This is a genomic window from Treponema denticola, assembly GCF_024181605.1.
In the GTDB taxonomy this organism is placed as follows: Bacteria; Spirochaetota; Spirochaetia; order Treponematales; family Treponemataceae; genus Treponema_B; species Treponema_B denticola_B.
The window spans coordinates 1121981-1140121 of sequence record NZ_CP054477.1 but is presented as its reverse complement, the minus strand read 5'-3'; the positions used below and the strand labels follow the sequence as shown (position 1 = coordinate 1140121).

Sequence of the window (18141 nt, the reverse complement as noted above, 5' to 3'; positions counted from 1 at the left end):
TTGAATTATTACGTATACTTATAGTATACAGGGCATAAATTAAGTGCATAAAAGGAGTTTTTGAATGAAAAAAACATTTATACTTGTTGCTATGGCATTCCTTTTGATGGGAGCCGTTGCGGTTGCTGAGGAAGCGATTATTATTGACTTCGCACTGTTGAATGCAGATATTATCGCAGATCCTAATGGTAAGATGACACAAAACAGAAGAACTGTTCTGGATTACGGTAAAGTAGCCGGTGCCTCTTACACAGATGAGCAAAAAGCTTTGATGAGAACATCTTTGGCTCTTGAGCAGTGGGATGTTGAATTGAATTCTTCCGCTCAGAATCCTCTTTCGATTGCTACTTCAACGATTAAGGAAGCTGAAGTAAGAGCTGAAGGAGAGAAATTTGCCAGTCAAAGGTTGATGGGTGTTCGCATCTTGTTCCCCGAGTGGACAAACAATGCGAATGCAAAAATTAAACCCGGATTTTTAATTCCTGCTTACGAAAAAATGGCTCAGGTTGATGATCAGGGTAACTTGCAAGAACCCACTGATGAAGACAAGGCTTCCGGTAAATCAAGATTTGAAGACGGCTACGGTATTGTGCGAAATACAGGCGTTATCAAATCAATTGCCGTAAATACCTATGGTATGAACTTCCCCCATGGTCTTTATGTTCTTCTTAGAGATCAGAACAATGTAGTTAAACGATACTTCATGGGTTATCTCTTGTTTGACGGCTGGAGAGAAATGATATGGAATAATCCTTCATACATTGCGAACGTAAAGTCTAGGGAATTAAGACTTTATCCTGTTTACCCTACAGCTCTTCCTCATGTAGCTTTTGAAGGTTTCTTAATTACTCGTGATGCCGCTCATGACGGCGGAGATGCTATTGCATACTTCAAAGATGTTAAGATCATCTATGACAAAGCCGTATTGACAACAGTACGAGACTTTGCCGATGAAGATATCTGGGGTATTCAGGCAGAAAGAGAAACAAAGAGAAAGAAGATTGAAGTTGAAAAATTCGGACACACTCAAGTCTTACGATTCCTTGAACAGGAAAAGATGGCTACAGAAGAAGGTTTCACACCTTCAGAAGGTTCCGAAAAGAACACACAATAAGTTCTAAAAATTATAAAGCGGTCGAGACTGCTCGGCCGCTTTTATTTGATGTCCCTGTAAAATAATGATTTTATAACAAAATATGTTGTCTGAAGACGTGACTTGGCTCCCTAAAAAAGAAAAATTAAGGGAGATTTATGCTTCTTATGTGCCTCATTTAAATGTTTTGATAGTGCGCATAGAAGAGTTTCTACGTTCTATAGTAAAAATAACTTCTGCTCCTACATATAAAACAAGGGTAAAAAGTTTTAATAGTTATTATTTGAAACTTTTAAAATTCCCTCCCAAAAAAGATACATCAGACCTTCCTGTTCTTACAGATATTCTGGGAGTAAGGATAATATGTCCCTTTTTGCAGGATATAAATGAAGTTGAAACAATTCTGCTAAAGAATTTTAAAATAATAGAAGTAGAGCGTAAGGGGTCTGAAAGAACTTTTAGAGAATTCGGGTATGAATCGGTTCATTTTTTGCTTGAGATACCTGAAGAATTTAAGGTAGGTCTTGTTTTACCTAAAAATTTAATTTTTGAGATACAGCTTAGGACAATTCTTCAAGATGCTTGGGCTGAGGTTGAACACGAATTGGTATATAAATCGGAATTTTCTCCCTTTGATCAACCTTTAAAAAGAAAGCTTGCTTCGATAAACGCAAGTTTGAGTTTAGCGGATATTATTTTTCAAGAAATTCGCGATTATCAAAACAAGCTTAATGCTGAGCTTGAAAAAAGGCGCTTTGAATTTTATTCGATGGCTGATGAATATACGGCTCAAGTTTTACCTGAAACTAATCTTGTTCAACATGATAATCTAGAACATGGAGGAGAGTTAAAGGTTGCCGAAACAATCGACGATTTGATTTTAGCTGCAATTGAAGCTCATAATCAAAATCTTTTTGATAAGGCCGAAAAGATTTATACAAAAATAATTGAACAAAATCCTAACGATGTAGTTTTGTCGGTTGTATTTAAACACAGAGGTATGGCCTATTTTGCCCAGGCCAATTATGAAGATGCCTATTACGATTTTTTAGAGAGCTGTAAATATAATCCTGCAAATTTCCGCTCTCATTATTATGTGGGAATAGCTTTAACTCTCTTAAACAGAGATGATGAAGCCATTGAATATTTTACAAAATCACTTGAAATAAACAAATTTCAAGCCCATGTTTATTTTAGGCGCGCTTTGTCCTATTTTAAACTGGCCTTATATCCTGAAGCTGCCAAGGACTTGGACTCTGCCTCAGATCTTGGTTTAGCCGAAGAAGATGCAAAAAAATTGCGCATAGCTATTGCAAAAAAGATTGATATGGTGTAATCTAAGCGGCTGTATTATGTCATATACAATAACTATAGTTTTAACTTAATTACGGAGGTACCTTAAATGAAAAATCGATCTGCGGTTAAAAGACATAACCAGAGTGAAGTCCGCCGAATGCGGAACCGCTCTGCAAAGAGTGAAGTACGTACAACAGCTAGAAAGTATACAGAGGCTGTTCATGCAGCTAATGCGGAAAGTGCCGCAGCCTTACTTCGCGAGTTATCCAGTCAGCTTGATTCTGCTGCCAGAAAGGGAATTTTAACAAAAAATTCTGCAGCCCGCAAGAAGTCAAGAATGCAGCTCTTGTACAATGCTTCATTTGCAGCAAAATAAAAATGAAGGGAAACCGCAAAACCGATTGGGATTGCGGTATTTTTTTATATTTTAGCCAATTTACTTAAGATGAAAAAAAAACGGTCAAAGGTAGACATAATAGATTCTATTTATCGAAACAATCCTCAATATCAGCTTAAGCAGATTAATTCTATAACTAATCTGTTTTTAGATGAGCTTTCTATGCTTTTACAGCAAGGAATCCCTGTGGAGATACGTGGTCTCGGATCTTTTGATTTTGCTGTTTTACATGCCCGAAAAAATGCCCGTAATCCTAAGACCGGAGAAACAGTTTTAACTGCCGATAGGTGTAAGGTAAGATTTAAGCCGGGAAGAGAGCTTAAAGAAGCTCTACATAAAATCGACACTCAAGAGCTTATTGAATCATGAAAAATAAATTTATATTTTTTTCTTTAAATCTTTTGCTTGCTGTTTTTGGGGCTGTTTTTTTTGCTTTATCCCATCCTAATTATTTTAATCTAAACGGGTTCCCTATTTTTGCATATATATCTCTTATTCCTTTTTTTCTATTACTTAAAAGAACTAAGCTAAAGTTTTCATTTTTGTGGGGAGCCTTTTCAGGAAGCCTTTCGTATTTTATATTTAACTTTTGGCTAATATTTTTTCATCCCTTTGCAATTTATATAATAATTGCAAAGTACTGTATTCTTTATTCTATTTTGTTTTTTGTTTTAAAAATAATAGATTCGTATTTTTCCCGATACTCTTTTATTTTTCAGACGATAGCTTGGGTTGCTTTTGAATATTTAAGTACCCTAGGTTTTTTAGGTTACTCGTACGGAATAATGGGCTATACTCAATGGAATTTCCCGATATTAATCCGAGTATCTTCGATATTTGGGGTATGGGGAATTTCTTTTTTACTTGTTTTCTTTTCAGCGTGTACAGCATCCTTTCTTTTTGACTTTTATAAAGAAAAAGATATAAAGAATGTTTATAAAATATATAGATTGCCTATGATGATTTGGATAGGTACATTTTTTGCATTTATTTTATATGGAGCTTTTACAAAGATAGATCTTTCAGAAGCTCAAAGGACAAAGATTGCTCTTGTACAGCCTAATAGAGATCCTTGGCTTGGAAATTTGGAAGTTTATAGAAATAATTATGAAGAACTTAAAAATTTATCTGAAAAAGCTCTTAAAAATTTTCCGGATATAGAATTAGTAGTTTGGCCGGAAACGGCTTTTATTCCTATGATAAGGTGGCATTATAAATATACTTCAACCTCTAATCCTAATTCTCTTTTGGTGCGGGAATTGCTGTATTTTTTGGATAATCAAAATGTTCCTTTTTTAATAGGAAATGATGACGGTGTTTTGGATGAAAAATTTTCAGATAACAACTTTGATAATCTTGAGGATAATAGGCTTGACTATAATGCAGCCTTACTCTTTATTCCTAAGAAAAATGTTTTACCCCCTGAACCTCAGACTTATCGAAAAATGCACTTGGTTCCATTTACGGAGCACTTTCCTTACCAAAAACTGTTTCCTGACTTTTACGAATTTTTAAAGGAAAATGATACGCATTTTTGGGAAAAAGGAAAAGAAGCGAATCTTCTTGAATTTAAGAATTTAAAAATAGGGGTGCCCATCTGCTTTGAAGATACCTTAGGTTATATTTCAAGAGCTTTTTCAAAAAAAGGTGCTAATATAATCATAAATCTTACAAACGATGCTTGGGCCCAAAGCTCTGTAAGTCAGTATCAGCATTTGAGTATGGCAGTTTTTAGAGCTGTCGAAAATCGACTTCCGGTTTTAAGGGCAACAAGTTCAGGGCAGACAGCCTTTATAGATCAAAATGGAAATATGCAGAAAATGCTCCCGCCATTTATCAAGGATATTTTAGTTGCAGATGTTACCGTCTTGACAGAAGGGTATAAAACCGTTTACTCTTATCTGGGTGATTTTTTTGGAGTACTTTGCACAATTGCTTTAATTTTAAATTTGTGCTTTATCATATTTAATAAATTTATAAAAAGATCGGAGGTCAAATGAAACGGAATAATAAATATAAAGAAAAGAGTGTAACGGTTTTAGGTAAGGAAACCGTCTTTGACGGAGTGATGAAATTTTCCGAAACCTTACAGATTGAAGGAAAATTTATCGGAGCTATAGATTCTCAAGGCTCCTTGTATATTTCAAAAAATGCAGACTGCAGAGTGCAGTATGTTAAGGCTGCTTCAATAGTTGTTGAAGGCGCTGTTGTGGGTTCCCTATCGGCTGCCGATAAGGTTGATCTAAAATCAGGCTCTTCCGTTAAAGGGGATATTACTGCCGGACGTCTTAGGATAGCCGATAAGGTTTCTTTTGAAGGCTCTGTGAGAATGGTTAAAAATAACAGCTTCCCCGAAAAAAACTTTTTTTCTATAAAGTCCGATCAGCTTAAAGAACAGCTTAGCCGTGAGTGATGTTTTTTTTATAGGAATTTTAGTGATTGATTTTGAGCTTATAAAAAAAGTTTTTTTTGTTTTAAAAGAAAGAGGTGTTAAGCTTATAACTGCCGAATCTTTGACCGGAGGCCTGATAGCTTCCGAGTTCACAAAAATACCCGGAACTTCAGAAGTACTTTGGGGCGGTTATGTTGTATATACGGCTCAGGCAAAAATCTCACTTTTAAATATAGAGCCTGAACTGATAAGCTCTTTCGGAGTGGTGAGCCCGCAAACTGTAGAAGCCATGGCTTTCGGAGCCGTTAGAAATTTCTTTGATGCTTCTTGTGCTCCTGAACCTGCGGTTTCTATTGCGGTAAGCGGAGTTGCCGGCCCTTCAACCCTTGAAGGAAATCCTCCCGGAACAGTATGTATTTCTTCCGCTTTTTTTTGTCCTGCACCTTCTGATTTAAAAAAATTACATGATTTTAAAATTTTAAAAAAAGAGGCTCTTGTTTTTAAAACTCATACCTATCAATTTTCAGGCTCAAGGGATGAGGTAAGGGAACAAACTTTAAATAAGGCTTTTTTGCATGTTTTATCCTTAACGGAAAGAACGGCAGTCCCGATTAGGAACTGCCGTGATTTTAAGTGTTGAACCGAAATTGATATATAATACTGTTTTTCTTAAGACTCCTTGAAGTTTTTTATTCGTATGGAATAACTTCGGTTCTCCACAAAATCATAAAATGAATGGCCGTGTCCTCGTATTTTGTACCCTTATACACATCCAATATGGTAATCTTAACATCTTCTTGTTCGGGTAAAAAACTTATGTCCACAGTTTGCGGGTGGGGTGTGTCCTTTACTATAAATTCTTTTTTCTTGCCGCTTGTAACTCCCTCAACCATTATCTTTTTAATCCTTCCGTTTTCATCATAAAGTTTAGGATTCGAAGCGGAAATATAACCGTTCATCAGTAAAATGTATTTATCATCACTGCTCTTCCATGTTTTTATAACAAAGGTCTCTCCTATACCCCAGCCGTCTACACCTTCTACCCAAGGAGTGTCTTCTCTCATGTCGCATAGGTTTTCTATTCTGTACTCTCTTTTTCCTTCTTTTGTTTCTTCGATGAAATGCGAACTTTCATTTATATACTTGAAATAAGGTACTTCTCCTGTTCCTCCTGTTGGAAATCTTGTAAAAAATCCTGAAGCTTTTTTGCCCTTGTGTGCGGGCAGCATGCCGAGGCCTATAACGGCATCCTCGTTTTCTCCCCAAGCTTTTTTTGCTAAGCCCGTTAAAAGCATGAATTTATTGCCTAAATATTCTTTTGATTGGGGATCAAGGTTTGCATATAGGTCATCGGGCATATCGGCATCCAATTCAAATAATGGAAAACGGCCTATATACTTTTTTTTGTAAGTGTATAGTTTTTTTACCTCTTCTTCTTTTGCATTATACCAGCTTATTTCGATCTTATTTCCTTTTTGGAATTCGATAAAATAACCAAGCGGAGGTCCGTCCGTATATCCGAATCCTGCCAAATCAAAGTTTTGCCCTATTGCAAAACTACCCACGATTAAAAAAAGACATAAGAATAAACTTTTTTTAAATAAACTGATTTTACTTTTTAAAAACATTTTTCTTTCTCTCCTTATAAAAGTTTTTATTCGTATGGGATAACCTCTGTTCTCCACAAAATCATAAAATGAATAGCAGTGTCTTCATATTTTGTACCCTTGTACACATCCAATATGGTAATCTTAACATCTTCTTGTTCGGGTAAAAAACTTATGTCCACAGTTTGCGGATGGGGCGTATCCTTTACGGTAAATTCTTTTTTCTTGCCGCTTATAACTCCCTCAACCATTATCTTTTTAATTCTCCCATTTTCATCGTAAAGCTTAGGATTCGAAGCGGAAATATAACCGTTCATCAGTAAAATGTATTTATCATCACTGCTCTTCCATGTTTTTATAACAAAGGACTCTCCTATACCCCAGCCGTCTACACCTTCTACCCAAGGAGTGTCTTCTCTCATGTCGCATAGGTTTTCTATTCTGTATTCTCTTTTCCCTTCTTTTGATTTTTCGACAAGATTAGAACTTATATTTTCATAGTAAAAATAAGGTGTTTCTCCTGTTCCTCCCATGGGAAAATCAGAAAAAAAGTCTGAAGCTTTTTTACCCTTGCGTGTAGGCAGCATACCGAGGCCTACAATACCGTCTTTATTTTCTCCCAAAGCTTTTTTTGCCAAACCCGTTAAAAGCATAAATTTATTTCCGTAATAGTTTTTTGATTCGGGATTAAGTCCTGCATATAGGTCTTCAGGCATATCGGCATTCAATTCAAATAAGGGAAAGCGGCCTATATACTTTTTTTTGTAAGTATAGATTTTTTTTACTCTTTTCTGATTTGCATTATACCAGCTTATTTCAATCTCGTTTCCTTTTTGGAATTCGATAAAATAGGGGCATGGTACCGTATCCGTATATCCGAATCCTGCCAAATCAAAGTTTTGCCCTATTGCAAAACTACCCACGATTAAAAAAAGACATAAAAATAAGCTTTTTTTAAATAAACCGATCTTACTTTTTAAAAACATTTTTTTTCTCCTCATAAAAGTTTTTAATTAATTTTTTAAAACCGGACAGGCCGTAAAGACCTGTCCGGAAGACGTCGCTAGTAAATAATTATATATCTACATGCCGTTTAGATGTTATGGTAATGTTGATATTTTCGGGAGTGATTCCTGTCAGCATATTCATAAAATCATCATGTGTGGACTGTCCTCCTGTTATGGACGAAATACATCCTGCAGACCAAGGATTAATCCATATTCTATTCCCGCCGTTTTTCGGTATAAAACCTTTTTTATATTCAGTAGCATGAAAAAGATAGTATTTGGAATTTATATCATCCCTAATATTTTTAGGAATGTTTGAATCCTTAGTTTGCAGTCTCAATGTATTTTGAAAACAATCAGAATTATATGTACCATCTGATTGCTTTGTTAGTTTTTTTGCCGTAAAATGATATTTACCGTCAGGTAAAGTCATACCGCCATGTTTATCAGCAAAGGCCTTGCTTTCTGCATTAGCTCCAACCATGTCCTGAATATTGCACTTTACAACCTGCCCGTTTGCTAACTTTACGGTCTCAATAGTCCGAACCGAATCGAATTTATTTCCGTACCCGTCATGCTCACGCTTAATCGAAATATCCATACCATCTACATTAAAATCATCAAGAGTTACCTCTCGGCCCTGAGTGTCATAGTCTACAATAATACTCGCAGGTTTATTTCTACGGAGTTCAAGAATATCTTTTCGAGATGTGCGCGAGAACTCTGCCAAAGCTGCATTATCAGTATGACCTCTTTTACTCAACAAAAGATCTCTAGATTTTATTTTCTGAGATACTGCAACATCTTCAGTCTGCTGCTGATTTGTTTTTACAGCATTTTTCTGCAATGTATCACCTTCCGTATTGACTCCCGATCCCAATGTACCACTATCTGGTTTTAATCCATCATTTGTGCTGTTACCAGGATTAGGTTCAACTAGATTCAGATCCGCATATACCGGTTTTCTAGGTTTAACCGGTGGTTTGCTTGGATTGGGCTCAATCGGATTGGCATCCGCATATACCGGTTTTTTAGGTTTAACCGGCGGTGTACTTGGATTGGGCTCAATCGGATTGGCATCCGCATATACCGGTTTTTTAGGTTTAACCGGCGGTTTGCTTGGATTGGGCTCAATCGGATTGGTATCCGCATATACCGGTTTTCTAGGTTTAACCGGCGGTTTGCTTGGATTAGGCTCAATCGGATTGGTATCCGCATATACCGGTTTTCTAGGTTTAACCGGCGGTTTGCTTGGATTAGGCTCAATCGGATTAAGATCCATTGCCCGGCTAGGCGATGATCGTCTTGATTTGGCACCATAAGTATCGCTTTTGACCATATCGGTACCGACAATAAAATCATCTAAATCTCTTAAGTAATAAGAATTTTTCTTCTTTCCCATAATTTTCTCCTTGTAAAAAATATTTTTTCCATGCATAGAAAATATGGAAGCTTTCAGAAATTACTTAATTTTCCTCCTGCCTCCATTATATTATAGCTTTTAGCTAAAAACAATAGTACTTTTCTAAAAAAAATATAAATTTATTTTAGAAAATCGTAAAAAACTTCAATTTTTAGATATTTCTTTTAAATTTATTTAAAATTTCAAAGAAATATCCTCTATTTGTATTTTAATATAATTTTAACTATCAATGCGTTTAGTTGACAAAGTTACTTGTTGTATGTTAAAATCAGGCATTGTGAGAGTTTTTTTTATTACAATTTTTATTGTTTTGAATTTTACATTATTTTCCGAAGCCGATGTTAAAAATATACATGAGTTTTCTTATGGAACCGAAATCGATTTATCAAGAAAGGGTAGGCTGGAATCTTTTTCGTACGTTATGAATTATGGCTTTTACTTTCCCGGAGTTTTATCAGGGATCGGAATAAAAACCGGATCTGATTCTATTGGCGGAACTATATACGGAAAATATTTCCCTCTCAGGTTTAAATACTTTTCTCTTGGTGTTCATGCTATATATAATTTAAACCTTTTTACGGGATACTGTATTGAAAATAATTTTTTGCTTGGAGTTAATCTCTCTGCCGGAAAATTGGATAGATTTTTATTTTCTTTCGATATATCATATTTATTAAAGCTTACTGACTTTTATAAGCTGCCTATTATACCTTTAATGAAGGATAATACCTTAGCATTGTCGCTGAAGTTGGAAAGCCTTATTAAAGATAAATTTTTACTGGCATTTAAGATAGCTTCGTATAGTATGTATAATTATCCTTTGTTTTTTACTCCTATATTCAGTCTTGAAACGGCATGGATTTTATCGCCTGAGATTAGGCTGAATAATTTCTTTTCCGTAAAATATTCGGATATGTTTACCCTTACATCTTATCTTTCAAATGTGATGATGGGTATTTCGGTTGTTTTTAAAATTCCATCTAAGAAGGTATAAAATGATAAAAACAATAAAGCTGTTTGTTTATATAATTTTTGTATGTCTTGTTTTTCTTTCTTGCGGACATGGTTTAAGTGAGTTTTTGTACAGATCTAATAGTGTTTCCGATAGAAGTACAAAAATAGTAGATTTGGCTCCTGCACTGCCTGCTTCAAAAAAATTTACCTGTGTAATATTTACGGATATTCACTTTGGTGCCAATAAAAGACGATATGATAAAGAATTTCTTGACTGGTTAAAAAATAAAAAAGCATCAAATGAGTTTCCTTCTTTTATTGTTTCAGTTGGAGATATTGTTGAGCATGGAAAAGAAGAAGAGTATAAACTATATACCGCTTTTGTAGCAGATATAAAAAAAATACAGGATGTTCCCGTATATACAGCCCTTGGAAATCATGACCTTCATAACTCAGGATGGAAGCATTGGAAAAAATATATCTATCCCCATGTACCTTATTACCGCTTTAAAACTCACGAGTTTTCATGGTACTTTATTGATACAGGGGATGGAACATTGGGAGAGCCTCAGCTAAGAAATCTTGTAGAAGAAATGAGGACGGATCTGAATCCGAAATTTGTATTTTCCCATTATGCAATTTATGGAGGAGGAATTCCATACTTTGTTATATTAAATCCAAAAGAACGGGCTATTTTGATTGATACTTTCTCAAAAAATAAAGTAAAAGTTTTTTTTGCCGGGCACTATCATCCGGGAAAACCTATGTATAGCTATGGTGGATTTTCAGAGTTAGTTGTAAAAAGTATTCTAAATGCCCCCTCATGGGTTGAACTTTCCATAGATGAAACTAATTCTTCTTTTTCCGTTAAAGAATATAAGTAAGTTAAACACATATAATACGCGCTCTTGACACAGTTCTTTATATTAGATACTATCTTCATATAGTAAGAAAAGATTAATTCGCTATCCGCTTTAGCGGATACGATGAAAAATTTCCTTGCAGAACAGAGCCGCAAGGATCTGATAATCCTTAAAAAAAGTTTTTATAGGAGTTCTTATATGAAATTGGTTTTGGTCAGGCATGGTGAAAGTGAATGGAATAAGCTTAATTTATTTACAGGATGGACGGATGTCGATTTAAGCGAAAAAGGTGTAGAAGAAGCAAAAGAGGGCGGTATCTACTTAAAAAAAGAAGGTTTTGACTTCGATATTTGCTATACTTCCTATCTAAAACGGGCAATTCATACCCTCAATTATATTTTAAACGAGATGGATAGGGAATGGCTTCCTGTCATAAAAACTTGGAAGCTGAACGAAAGGCATTACGGGGGCTTGCAGGGCCTAAACAAGGCGGAAACAGCCGAAAAATACGGAGAAGATCAGGTAAAAATATGGCGCCGCTCCTTTGATATTGCCCCTCCCGTTTTGGAAGAAGGAGATAAGCGCTGTCCCTATTTACAGGAACAATACAGGGGTATTGAAAAATCAGAGCTCCCCTTAACCGAAAGTTTAAAAGATACCATAGCCAGAGCCGTTCCTTTTTTTGAAAAGACTATAAAACCTCAAATGCTCGAAGGAAAAAGGATTCTTATCACTGCCCACGGTAATTCCCTCAGAGCCTTGGTTAAATATTTTGAAAATTTAAGCGACGAAGAAATAATCTCGGTAAATATTCCGACAGGTGTTCCATTGGTTTACGAATTCGATAAGAATTTTAAGGTTCTTAGTAAACGCTACCTTGGAGATCAAGAAAAAATTAATGCAAAAATAAATGCAGTTGCAAATCAAGGAAAAAAGAAATAAGGTAATAGCATAAAATGAAGCGAATTTTAGTAGGATGCATAAATCACGAGTCAAACAGCTTTAATCCTATAATTACGGGAATTGAAGATTTTGTTATTTTTAGAGGAGAAGAGGTTTTAACAAAGGGTTTAAAGCCCTATTATTCTTCTACGGGAATTATTGAGACCATTCAAAAATGGGGCTGGGAGCCGGTACCTGCCGTAGTTGCAAGAGCAGTGCCGAACGGCTTGGTTGATTATAATCTATACACCGAACTTAAAAAAGATTTTTTAGCTTATATAGATAAGGCCCTTTTGGATGCCCCTATTGACGGCATCTGTCTAGGTCTTCACGGCTCCTTAAAGGTTCAAAACATAGGGCCTGCAGAAGGCGACCTTTTAAAGGCTATCCGTGAAAAGCTTCCCGATATTCCTTTAACGACAGCCCTCGACATGCATGCTACGGTAACTGACGAGATGATTAGGTATTGTGACGGCATTGTAGGCTATAAAACCGCCCCCCATATTGACTGTTACGAAACGGGAGTTCATGCAGCAGAGCTTTTAAAAAAGGCTTTGGAGTCTTCAAATAAACTTTGTATAGGAAGGGTAAAAATTCCAATGCTGGTAGCAGGCGAAAAAAGCGAAACCGCTGCAGAGCCTATGAAAAGCTTAATCGCCTCATGCGTCGAGGCCGAAAAAGAAAAAGATCTACTTGCAGCCTCAGTTCTTTTGGGCTTCCCATGGGCAGACAGCAAGGATAACGGCGTAACCATAGTAACGACGGCCTTAAACGATCAAGGCCTTGCAGATAGGGCTGCCTTAAAAATAGCTAAGGAATTTTGGGCCGAGCGTCATAATTTTAAATTTAAGGTAGAGCATTATGATTCTTTTACTTCAATAAAAACCGCTATAGAATCGGTAATGCAAAATAAAGAAGGTCCTGTCTTTGTTTCGGATTCGGGCGATAATCCTACAGCCGGTTCTACAGGAGATTCTACCGAGTGCTTTGAGGCTCTTTTAAAACAAAAAGAAGCTTTAAAGGCTCTTCCCACCAAGGTGCTCTATTCGGGATTTTTCGATAAGGCTGCCGTTGAAAAATGCTTTGAGGCAGGGGAGGGCGCTTCCCTGGAAATAACTATAGGCGGAACATGGGATAAAATTAACGGCAAAAAAATTCCTTGCGCTGTAAGGGTCTTAAAACTTGTAGAAAACTATGGCGTATATAATTCCCGTTTAGCCCTTGTTGAAATGGGAGATATAAGAATAGTTTTAACCTCAAATCACATAGGTTTTGGAGACGAAGAGCTTTTGCCTGCCCTAGATGTAAAAGCAGAGGATTATTGTATAGTTATCGTAAAGCTGGGCTATTTGGAGCCTTGTTTTCAAAAAATAGCAAAGCGGGCAATATTGGCGGAATCTAAGGGCTGTTCAAACGAGGTTTTGGAAACATTGGATTACCCTCAAACTCCGCGCCCCATATATCCATTGGATAAGGATATGGATATAAAATTATAATTTAAAATCGGTTGGTGTTATGAATAGAGAGAGTGTGCTGCGATTTGGAATAGATGTCGGCTCGACTACAGTAAAGGTAGTTGTTTTGGAAACTGACGGGACGGTTTTGTTCAGTAAATATCAAAGACACAGGGCCGATATAAGGACGACTATCATATCCGTGTGCGAGCTTGCTATTGAAGCCGTCGAAAAAAAATACGGCGAAGATGTTGAGCTATCCCTCATCGTAACAGGTTCGGGAGGCCTTGCCGTATCGCACTGGCTTAAAATTCCGTTTATTCAAGAAGTCGTAGCATCTACTGCGGCTGTCCGTAAGATAATTCCTCAAACCGATGTTATTATAGAATTAGGCGGCGAAGATGCAAAGATTACCTATTTTGAGCACGCCAATATCGAACAAAGAATGAACGGAACCTGTGCAGGCGGTACGGGTTCCTTTATAGACCAGATGGCAGCCCTCTTGGAAACCGATGCTCTTGGTTTAAACGAGCTTGCAAAAAATGCTCAAACCATTTATCCGATAGCCGCCCGCTGCGGGGTCTTTGCTAAAACCGATGTTCAGCCCCTTATAAACGAGGGTGCAAAAAGAGAGGATATAGCAGCGAGTATCTTTCAAGCTGTTGTAAGTCAGACTATTTCGGGTCTTGCCTGCGGTAAACCCATCCGCGGAAAGGTGGCTTTTTTAGGAGGCCCCTTACACTTTTTAGATCAGCTAAGGCATAGGTTTATCGAAACCTTAAAACTTAAAGATGACGAAATTATCACGCCTGAAAATTCCGAGCTCTTTGTAGCCATGGGAGCGGCCCTAAGTGCTGCAGGGGCGGGTAATCTGCCTAAGGCTTCAAGTTCTCCCTTTCAGCCGGCACTTCCATTGGATCTAAAAAAGGCTCAATTTAAAACCTCCTTAAAAAAAGAAGAAAACAAAGCTCCTCTTATTTTTGAAGAAGAGCCTGCAGCTAAACCTCATTTTATAAAACTTTCTCAATTTAAAAAAGATATTTATAAGATAGCATCTTCCGAGATGACTGAGGTTCAGCGTCTTCCTCCTCTTTTTAAAAATGAAGAAGAACTTGAAAGTTTTAGAATAAGACACGCAAAGGAAATGGCTCCCTCAGCCGATATTTCCGATGCTTCGGGTCCTGTTTTTTTAGGGCTTGATGCAGGCTCAACTACAACCAAGGCCGTTTTAATCGATGGGGATGGAAAAATCCTATGGCGTTTTTATGATGTAAATGCAGGAAACCCGGTAGAGCTTGCAGTAAGGGTTTTAAAAGACCTCTATAAGATACTTCCTCCAAAGGCATTTATAGCCCGATCGGTTTCTACCGGATATGGAGAAAGCCTTTTTCAGGCCGCTTTGGGTGTGGATGCCGGAGAAGTTGAAACAATCGCACACTACCGTGCCGCCGAATTCTTTTTGCCCGGAGTGGATTTCCTTTTGGATATAGGCGGTCAGGATATGAAATGCCTCCGCATGAAAAACGGAGCGATAAGTTCTATTCAATTAAATGAGGCCTGTTCCTCCGGCTGCGGAAGCTTTTTGGATAATTTTGCCCGCTCCCTCGGAATGAGCATAAGCGAGTTTGCAACCAAAGCCCTTCTTGCCGAAAAACCCGTAGACCTAGGTACAAGGTGTACGGTCTTTATGAACAGCCGTGTTAAACAGGCTCAAAAAGAAGGAGCTTCCGTAGGAGATATTTCTTCGGGTCTTTCATATTCCGTTATAAAAAATGCCCTCTTTAAGGTTATTAAATTGCGCGATGCCTCCGAGGTAGGAAGCAAGGTAATAGTGCAGGGCGGAACCTTTAATAATGATGCGGTTTTGCGCGCCTTTGAGCTTGTTTCCGGAAGGCAGGCTGTCCGCCCCGATGTTGCAGGGCTTATGGGGGCTTACGGAGCCGCCTTAATTGCAAAAGACCAATGGCATGACCTTCAAGAAGAAAATCTTTCCGAAGGAAAAATAAGATCAAATATTGCCGATATGGAAGGCTTGGAAAATTTTAAGGTAAAGCTTGACTTATTGCGCTGTCCTAAATGCCCCAATAACTGCCTCTTGACGGTAAATACATTCGACATATCCGGAGTAAAACGCCGTTTTATCACGGGAAACAGGTGTGAAAGGGGGGCAGAGCTTGATAAAGACAGCGGACTTGAAGAATGTTCATCTCAAGTTTCCGCTAAGGATCACGAAACAGTAAACAAAAAAGATATACCCAACCTCTTTGACTGGAAGTATAAGAGGCTTTTTAAATATAAGCCCATTCCTAAAAATGATGCACCCAGAGGCGAGATAGGAATTCCAAGGGTTTTAAACATGTACGAAAACTATCCGTTCTGGTTTACCTTTTTTACGGAACTTGGTTTTTCGGTTAGAATTTCTCCTCGCTCTACACGGGGAACTTATGAGATGGGACTTGAGTCCATTCCTTCCGAATCGGTTTGTTATCCTGCAAAGATTGCCCACGGACATATTGAAGCCCTCTTAAGATTAGGAGTAAAAAATATTTTCTACCCCTGTATCCCTTATGAAAAAAAAGAAGATGAGGGGGCAGGAAATCATTATAACTGTCCCATCGTTACAAGCTATCCCGAAGTCTTAAAAAACAATATTGATGTTCTTAGGCAGGACGCAAATATAATTTATCTAAATCCATTTTTGCCATATTACGATAAACACCGTTTAATAGACCGTCTTTATGAAGAATTGGGTACAAAGTTTTCGATAAGTTTGGAAGAGATACGAAATGCCGTTAATGCTGCTTGGACTGAAGAAAATAATTTTAAAAAAGAAACGGAAGAAAAGGGCGAAGAAGTCTTGCGTTTAATGAAGGAAAAAAATCTAAAAGGCATTGTGCTTGCAGGCCGCCCCTATCATATTGACCCTGAAATTAACCACGGTATTCCTGAGATGCTAAACGGCCTAGGCCTTGCGGTTTTGACGGAAGATTCTGTGGCGCACTTGGGAAAAATAGAACGCCCCTTGCGTGTTGTTGATCAGTGGACCTATCACAACCGCTTATACAGGGCGGGAAATTTTACTTCAACTCAAGATGATTTGGAATTTATACAGCTTACCAGTTTCGGCTGCGGTTTGGATGCGGTAACAGCCGATCAAGTGCAGGAGATAATAGAATCCAAGGGAAAAATGTACACCCTTATAAAAATAGATGAGGGCTCTAATCTAGGTGCAGTAAGAATAAGGGTAAGAAGCCTCTTGGCTGCCGTAAAGGAAAGAAAAAGAAGCCGGCTTATTTTAAGCAAAAAATCGGCAGCCTATGACAGGATAGTTTTTTCAAAAGAGATGGAAAAGCGGTACACCATTCTGGCTCCTCAAATGTCTCCCATTCATTTTGACCTTATAGGGGCAGCTATTTCTCATTCCGGCTATAACCTTGAGATCCTTACCGATATAGATCAGACTGCCGTTGAATACGGCTTAAAATATATAAATAATGATGCCTGCTATCCTGCAATCATAGTTGCAGGTCAAATGATAGCAGCTTTAAAATCGGGCCGTTATGATTTACGCACCACAGCTCTGGCTATTACCCAAACAGGGGGAGGCTGCCGAGCCACAAACTACATAGGCTTTATAAGGCGTGCCCTCATAGATGCAGGTTTGGGCTTTGTTCCGGTAATAGGTATCAGTGCCCAGTCCATCGAAAAAAACCCCGGCTTTAAATTAAAGCTTCCTGTTTTGCACAGGGTGGCTCAGGCAATGTGTCTCGGCGACCTTTTGATGAGGGTGCTTTACCGTACGCGTCCCTACGAAAAAGTTCCCGGTTCTGCAAACGAAATATATAAAAAATATGCCGTCCTTATCAAGGATGCTATAAAAAAAATGCCGGCCGGAAAATATAAGGAGATCATAAACGGCATTGTACGCGAGTTCGATAATCTACCCTTAAAAAATATTAGAAAACCGCGTGTAGGTGTAGTAGGGGAAATATTGGTTAAATTCCATCCTGCCGCAAATAACGATATTTTCAGCACCATTGAAAGGGAAGGGGCGGAATGCGTTGTTCCCGATCTTTTAGATTTTTTCCTTTATTCTTCAATTTCGGGTATCTATCAAAATACCTATCTCGATTACTCGTTTAAAAAACGTCTCATTGCAAAGCTTGGTATCTGGGTAATGGAAAGATACAGAAGACCCATAAAAAAAGCTTTAAATAAGAGTAAGCGTTTTACTTCTCCTGAGAGCATATACAGATTGGCCGATTCGGTTGACGGAATTTTACAGCTTGGAAATGTTACCGGAGAGGGCTGGTTTTTAACTGCCGAAATGATAGAGCTAATTCATTCGGGCGTTTCAAATATTGCCTGCGTGCAGCCCTTTGCCTGCCTGCCTAATCACGTAACCGGAAAAGGCATGATAAAGGAATTACGCCGCCGTTACCCGGAGGCAAATATTTCGGCCATCGACTTTGACCCGGGCGCCAGCGAAGTAAACCAGCTAAACCGTTTAAAACTCCTTCTCGCCAACGCAAAACCCGGCCTTCACCCCGATGAAACGAAGTGAGTAAGTGTGAAATGTCTCTTACAATTTATAAAGTGTGAAATACCTTGCTCCTTATGCTTGATAAAATAAGATAAATTGAGTATTATTATATATAGTTATTGATAAGGAGGTGTGATAAACAGTTCGGCACAAATGGTGCCTCTCTGTTT

The 18141-nt window shown here is 37.8% G+C and carries 15 protein-coding genes; 12 read left to right on the top strand and 3 right to left on the bottom strand.

What is annotated here, in order from left to right; all coding sequences use genetic code 11:
- Positions 1 to 64 precede the first annotated feature (64 nt).
- From E4N80_RS05160 to E4N80_RS05130, 7 genes are all read left to right on the top strand, one after another.
- The gene (locus tag E4N80_RS05160; RefSeq protein WP_253700783.1) at positions 65 to 1114 is read left to right on the top strand and encodes a flagellar filament outer layer protein FlaA; all 1050 of its coding nucleotides are present in this window, start codon (positions 65 to 67) and stop codon (positions 1112 to 1114) included.
- Between the two features lie 82 nt (positions 1115 to 1196).
- Positions 1197 to 2429, top strand: coding sequence for a RelA/SpoT-related domain-containing protein (locus tag E4N80_RS05155; protein ID WP_253700782.1), 1233 nt, complete (start codon positions 1197 to 1199; stop codon positions 2427 to 2429).
- A gap of 66 nt (positions 2430 to 2495) precedes the next feature.
- Complete coding sequence (gene rpsT / locus E4N80_RS05150) at positions 2496 to 2765, top strand: 30S ribosomal protein S20 (RefSeq protein WP_253700781.1); 270 nt, start codon at positions 2496 to 2498, stop codon at positions 2763 to 2765.
- Positions 2766 to 2834: 69 nt separating this feature from the next.
- Entirely contained in the window at positions 2835 to 3155 is a 321-nt protein-coding gene (locus tag E4N80_RS05145) for an HU family DNA-binding protein (RefSeq protein WP_253700780.1), read from the top strand.
- Positions 3152 to 4786, top strand: coding sequence for an apolipoprotein N-acyltransferase (gene lnt / locus E4N80_RS05140; protein ID WP_253700779.1), 1635 nt, complete (start codon positions 3152 to 3154; stop codon positions 4784 to 4786). The genes E4N80_RS05145 and lnt overlap by 4 nt, the downstream gene beginning before the upstream one ends.
- Positions 4783 to 5199: a bactofilin family protein gene (locus E4N80_RS05135; RefSeq protein WP_253700778.1), complete on the top strand. Its 417-nt coding sequence runs from the start codon at positions 4783 to 4785 to the stop codon at positions 5197 to 5199. Before lnt ends, E4N80_RS05135 begins: the two co-directional genes overlap by 4 nt.
- A gap of 22 nt (positions 5200 to 5221) precedes the next feature.
- Positions 5222 to 5818 carry a CinA family protein gene (locus E4N80_RS05130; RefSeq protein ID WP_253700777.1) on the top strand — a complete coding sequence of 199 codons (597 nt, stop codon included), beginning with the start codon at positions 5222 to 5224 and terminating at the stop codon, positions 5816 to 5818.
- Between the two features lie 49 nt (positions 5819 to 5867).
- On the opposite strand, the gene E4N80_RS05125 is transcribed toward E4N80_RS05130, so the two are convergent.
- The 3 genes from E4N80_RS05125 to E4N80_RS05115 form a co-directional block, all read right to left on the bottom strand.
- Positions 5868 to 6806, bottom strand: coding sequence for an NADase-type glycan-binding domain-containing protein (locus E4N80_RS05125; protein WP_253700776.1), 939 nt, complete (start codon positions 6804 to 6806; stop codon positions 5868 to 5870).
- Between the two features lie 26 nt (positions 6807 to 6832).
- Positions 6833 to 7771, bottom strand: a complete 939-nt coding sequence (locus E4N80_RS05120; RefSeq protein WP_253700775.1) for an NADase-type glycan-binding domain-containing protein — start codon at positions 7769 to 7771, stop codon at positions 6833 to 6835.
- A gap of 88 nt (positions 7772 to 7859) precedes the next feature.
- Positions 7860 to 9194, bottom strand: a complete 1335-nt coding sequence (locus E4N80_RS05115) for a hypothetical protein (RefSeq protein WP_253700774.1) — start codon at positions 9192 to 9194, stop codon at positions 7860 to 7862.
- A 331-nt stretch (positions 9195 to 9525) separates the two neighbouring features.
- On the opposite strand from E4N80_RS05115, the gene E4N80_RS05110 reads away from it, so the two are divergent.
- From E4N80_RS05110 to E4N80_RS05090, 5 genes are all read left to right on the top strand, one after another.
- Entirely contained in the window at positions 9526 to 10209 is a 684-nt protein-coding gene (locus tag E4N80_RS05110; RefSeq protein WP_253700773.1) for a hypothetical protein, read from the top strand.
- A 1-nt stretch (position 10210) separates the two neighbouring features.
- Positions 10211 to 11053 carry a metallophosphoesterase family protein gene (locus E4N80_RS05105; RefSeq protein WP_253700772.1) on the top strand — a complete coding sequence of 281 codons (843 nt, stop codon included), beginning with the start codon at positions 10211 to 10213 and terminating at the stop codon, positions 11051 to 11053.
- Between the two features lie 177 nt (positions 11054 to 11230).
- On the top strand, positions 11231 to 11974 hold the full coding sequence (gene gpmA / locus E4N80_RS05100) for a 2,3-diphosphoglycerate-dependent phosphoglycerate mutase (protein WP_253700771.1): 744 nt from the start codon (positions 11231 to 11233) through the stop codon (positions 11972 to 11974).
- A 14-nt stretch (positions 11975 to 11988) separates the two neighbouring features.
- Positions 11989 to 13470, top strand: coding sequence for a M81 family metallopeptidase (locus tag E4N80_RS05095; RefSeq protein ID WP_253700770.1), 1482 nt, complete (start codon positions 11989 to 11991; stop codon positions 13468 to 13470).
- A gap of 19 nt (positions 13471 to 13489) precedes the next feature.
- Positions 13490 to 17992 (top strand): 2-hydroxyacyl-CoA dehydratase, encoded by a 4503-nt coding sequence (locus E4N80_RS05090; RefSeq protein ID WP_253700769.1) that lies wholly within the window; start codon positions 13490 to 13492, stop codon positions 17990 to 17992.
- Positions 17993 to 18141: the final 149 nt, after the last annotated feature.

Bases quoted from the DNA above. Each gene is read 5' to 3' on its own strand.
- E4N80_RS05160 (WP_253700783.1), top strand. From the start codon at position 65: ATGAAAAAAACATTTATACTTGTTGCTATGGCATTCCTTTTGATGGGA.
- E4N80_RS05115 (WP_253700774.1), bottom strand. From the start codon at position 9,194: ATGGGAAAGAAGAAAAATTCTTATTACTTAAGAGATTTAGATGATTTT.
- E4N80_RS05095 (WP_253700770.1), top strand. From the start codon at position 11,989: ATGAAGCGAATTTTAGTAGGATGCATAAATCACGAGTCAAACAGCTTT.
- E4N80_RS05105 (WP_253700772.1), top strand. From the start codon at position 10,211: ATGATAAAAACAATAAAGCTGTTTGTTTATATAATTTTTGTATGTCTT.
- lnt (WP_253700779.1), top strand. From the start codon at position 3,152: ATGAAAAATAAATTTATATTTTTTTCTTTAAATCTTTTGCTTGCTGTT.
- gpmA (WP_253700771.1), top strand. From the start codon at position 11,231: ATGAAATTGGTTTTGGTCAGGCATGGTGAAAGTGAATGGAATAAGCTT.
- rpsT (WP_253700781.1), top strand. From the start codon at position 2,496: ATGAAAAATCGATCTGCGGTTAAAAGACATAACCAGAGTGAAGTCCGC.
- E4N80_RS05155 (WP_253700782.1), top strand. From the start codon at position 1,197: ATGTTGTCTGAAGACGTGACTTGGCTCCCTAAAAAAGAAAAATTAAGG.
- E4N80_RS05120 (WP_253700775.1), bottom strand. From the start codon at position 7,771: ATGTTTTTAAAAAGTAAGATCGGTTTATTTAAAAAAAGCTTATTTTTA.
- E4N80_RS05145 (WP_253700780.1), top strand. From the start codon at position 2,835: ATGAAAAAAAAACGGTCAAAGGTAGACATAATAGATTCTATTTATCGA.
- E4N80_RS05135 (WP_253700778.1), top strand. From the start codon at position 4,783: ATGAAACGGAATAATAAATATAAAGAAAAGAGTGTAACGGTTTTAGGT.
- E4N80_RS05125 (WP_253700776.1), bottom strand. From the start codon at position 6,806: ATGTTTTTAAAAAGTAAAATCAGTTTATTTAAAAAAAGTTTATTCTTA.
- E4N80_RS05090 (WP_253700769.1), top strand. From the start codon at position 13,490: ATGAATAGAGAGAGTGTGCTGCGATTTGGAATAGATGTCGGCTCGACT.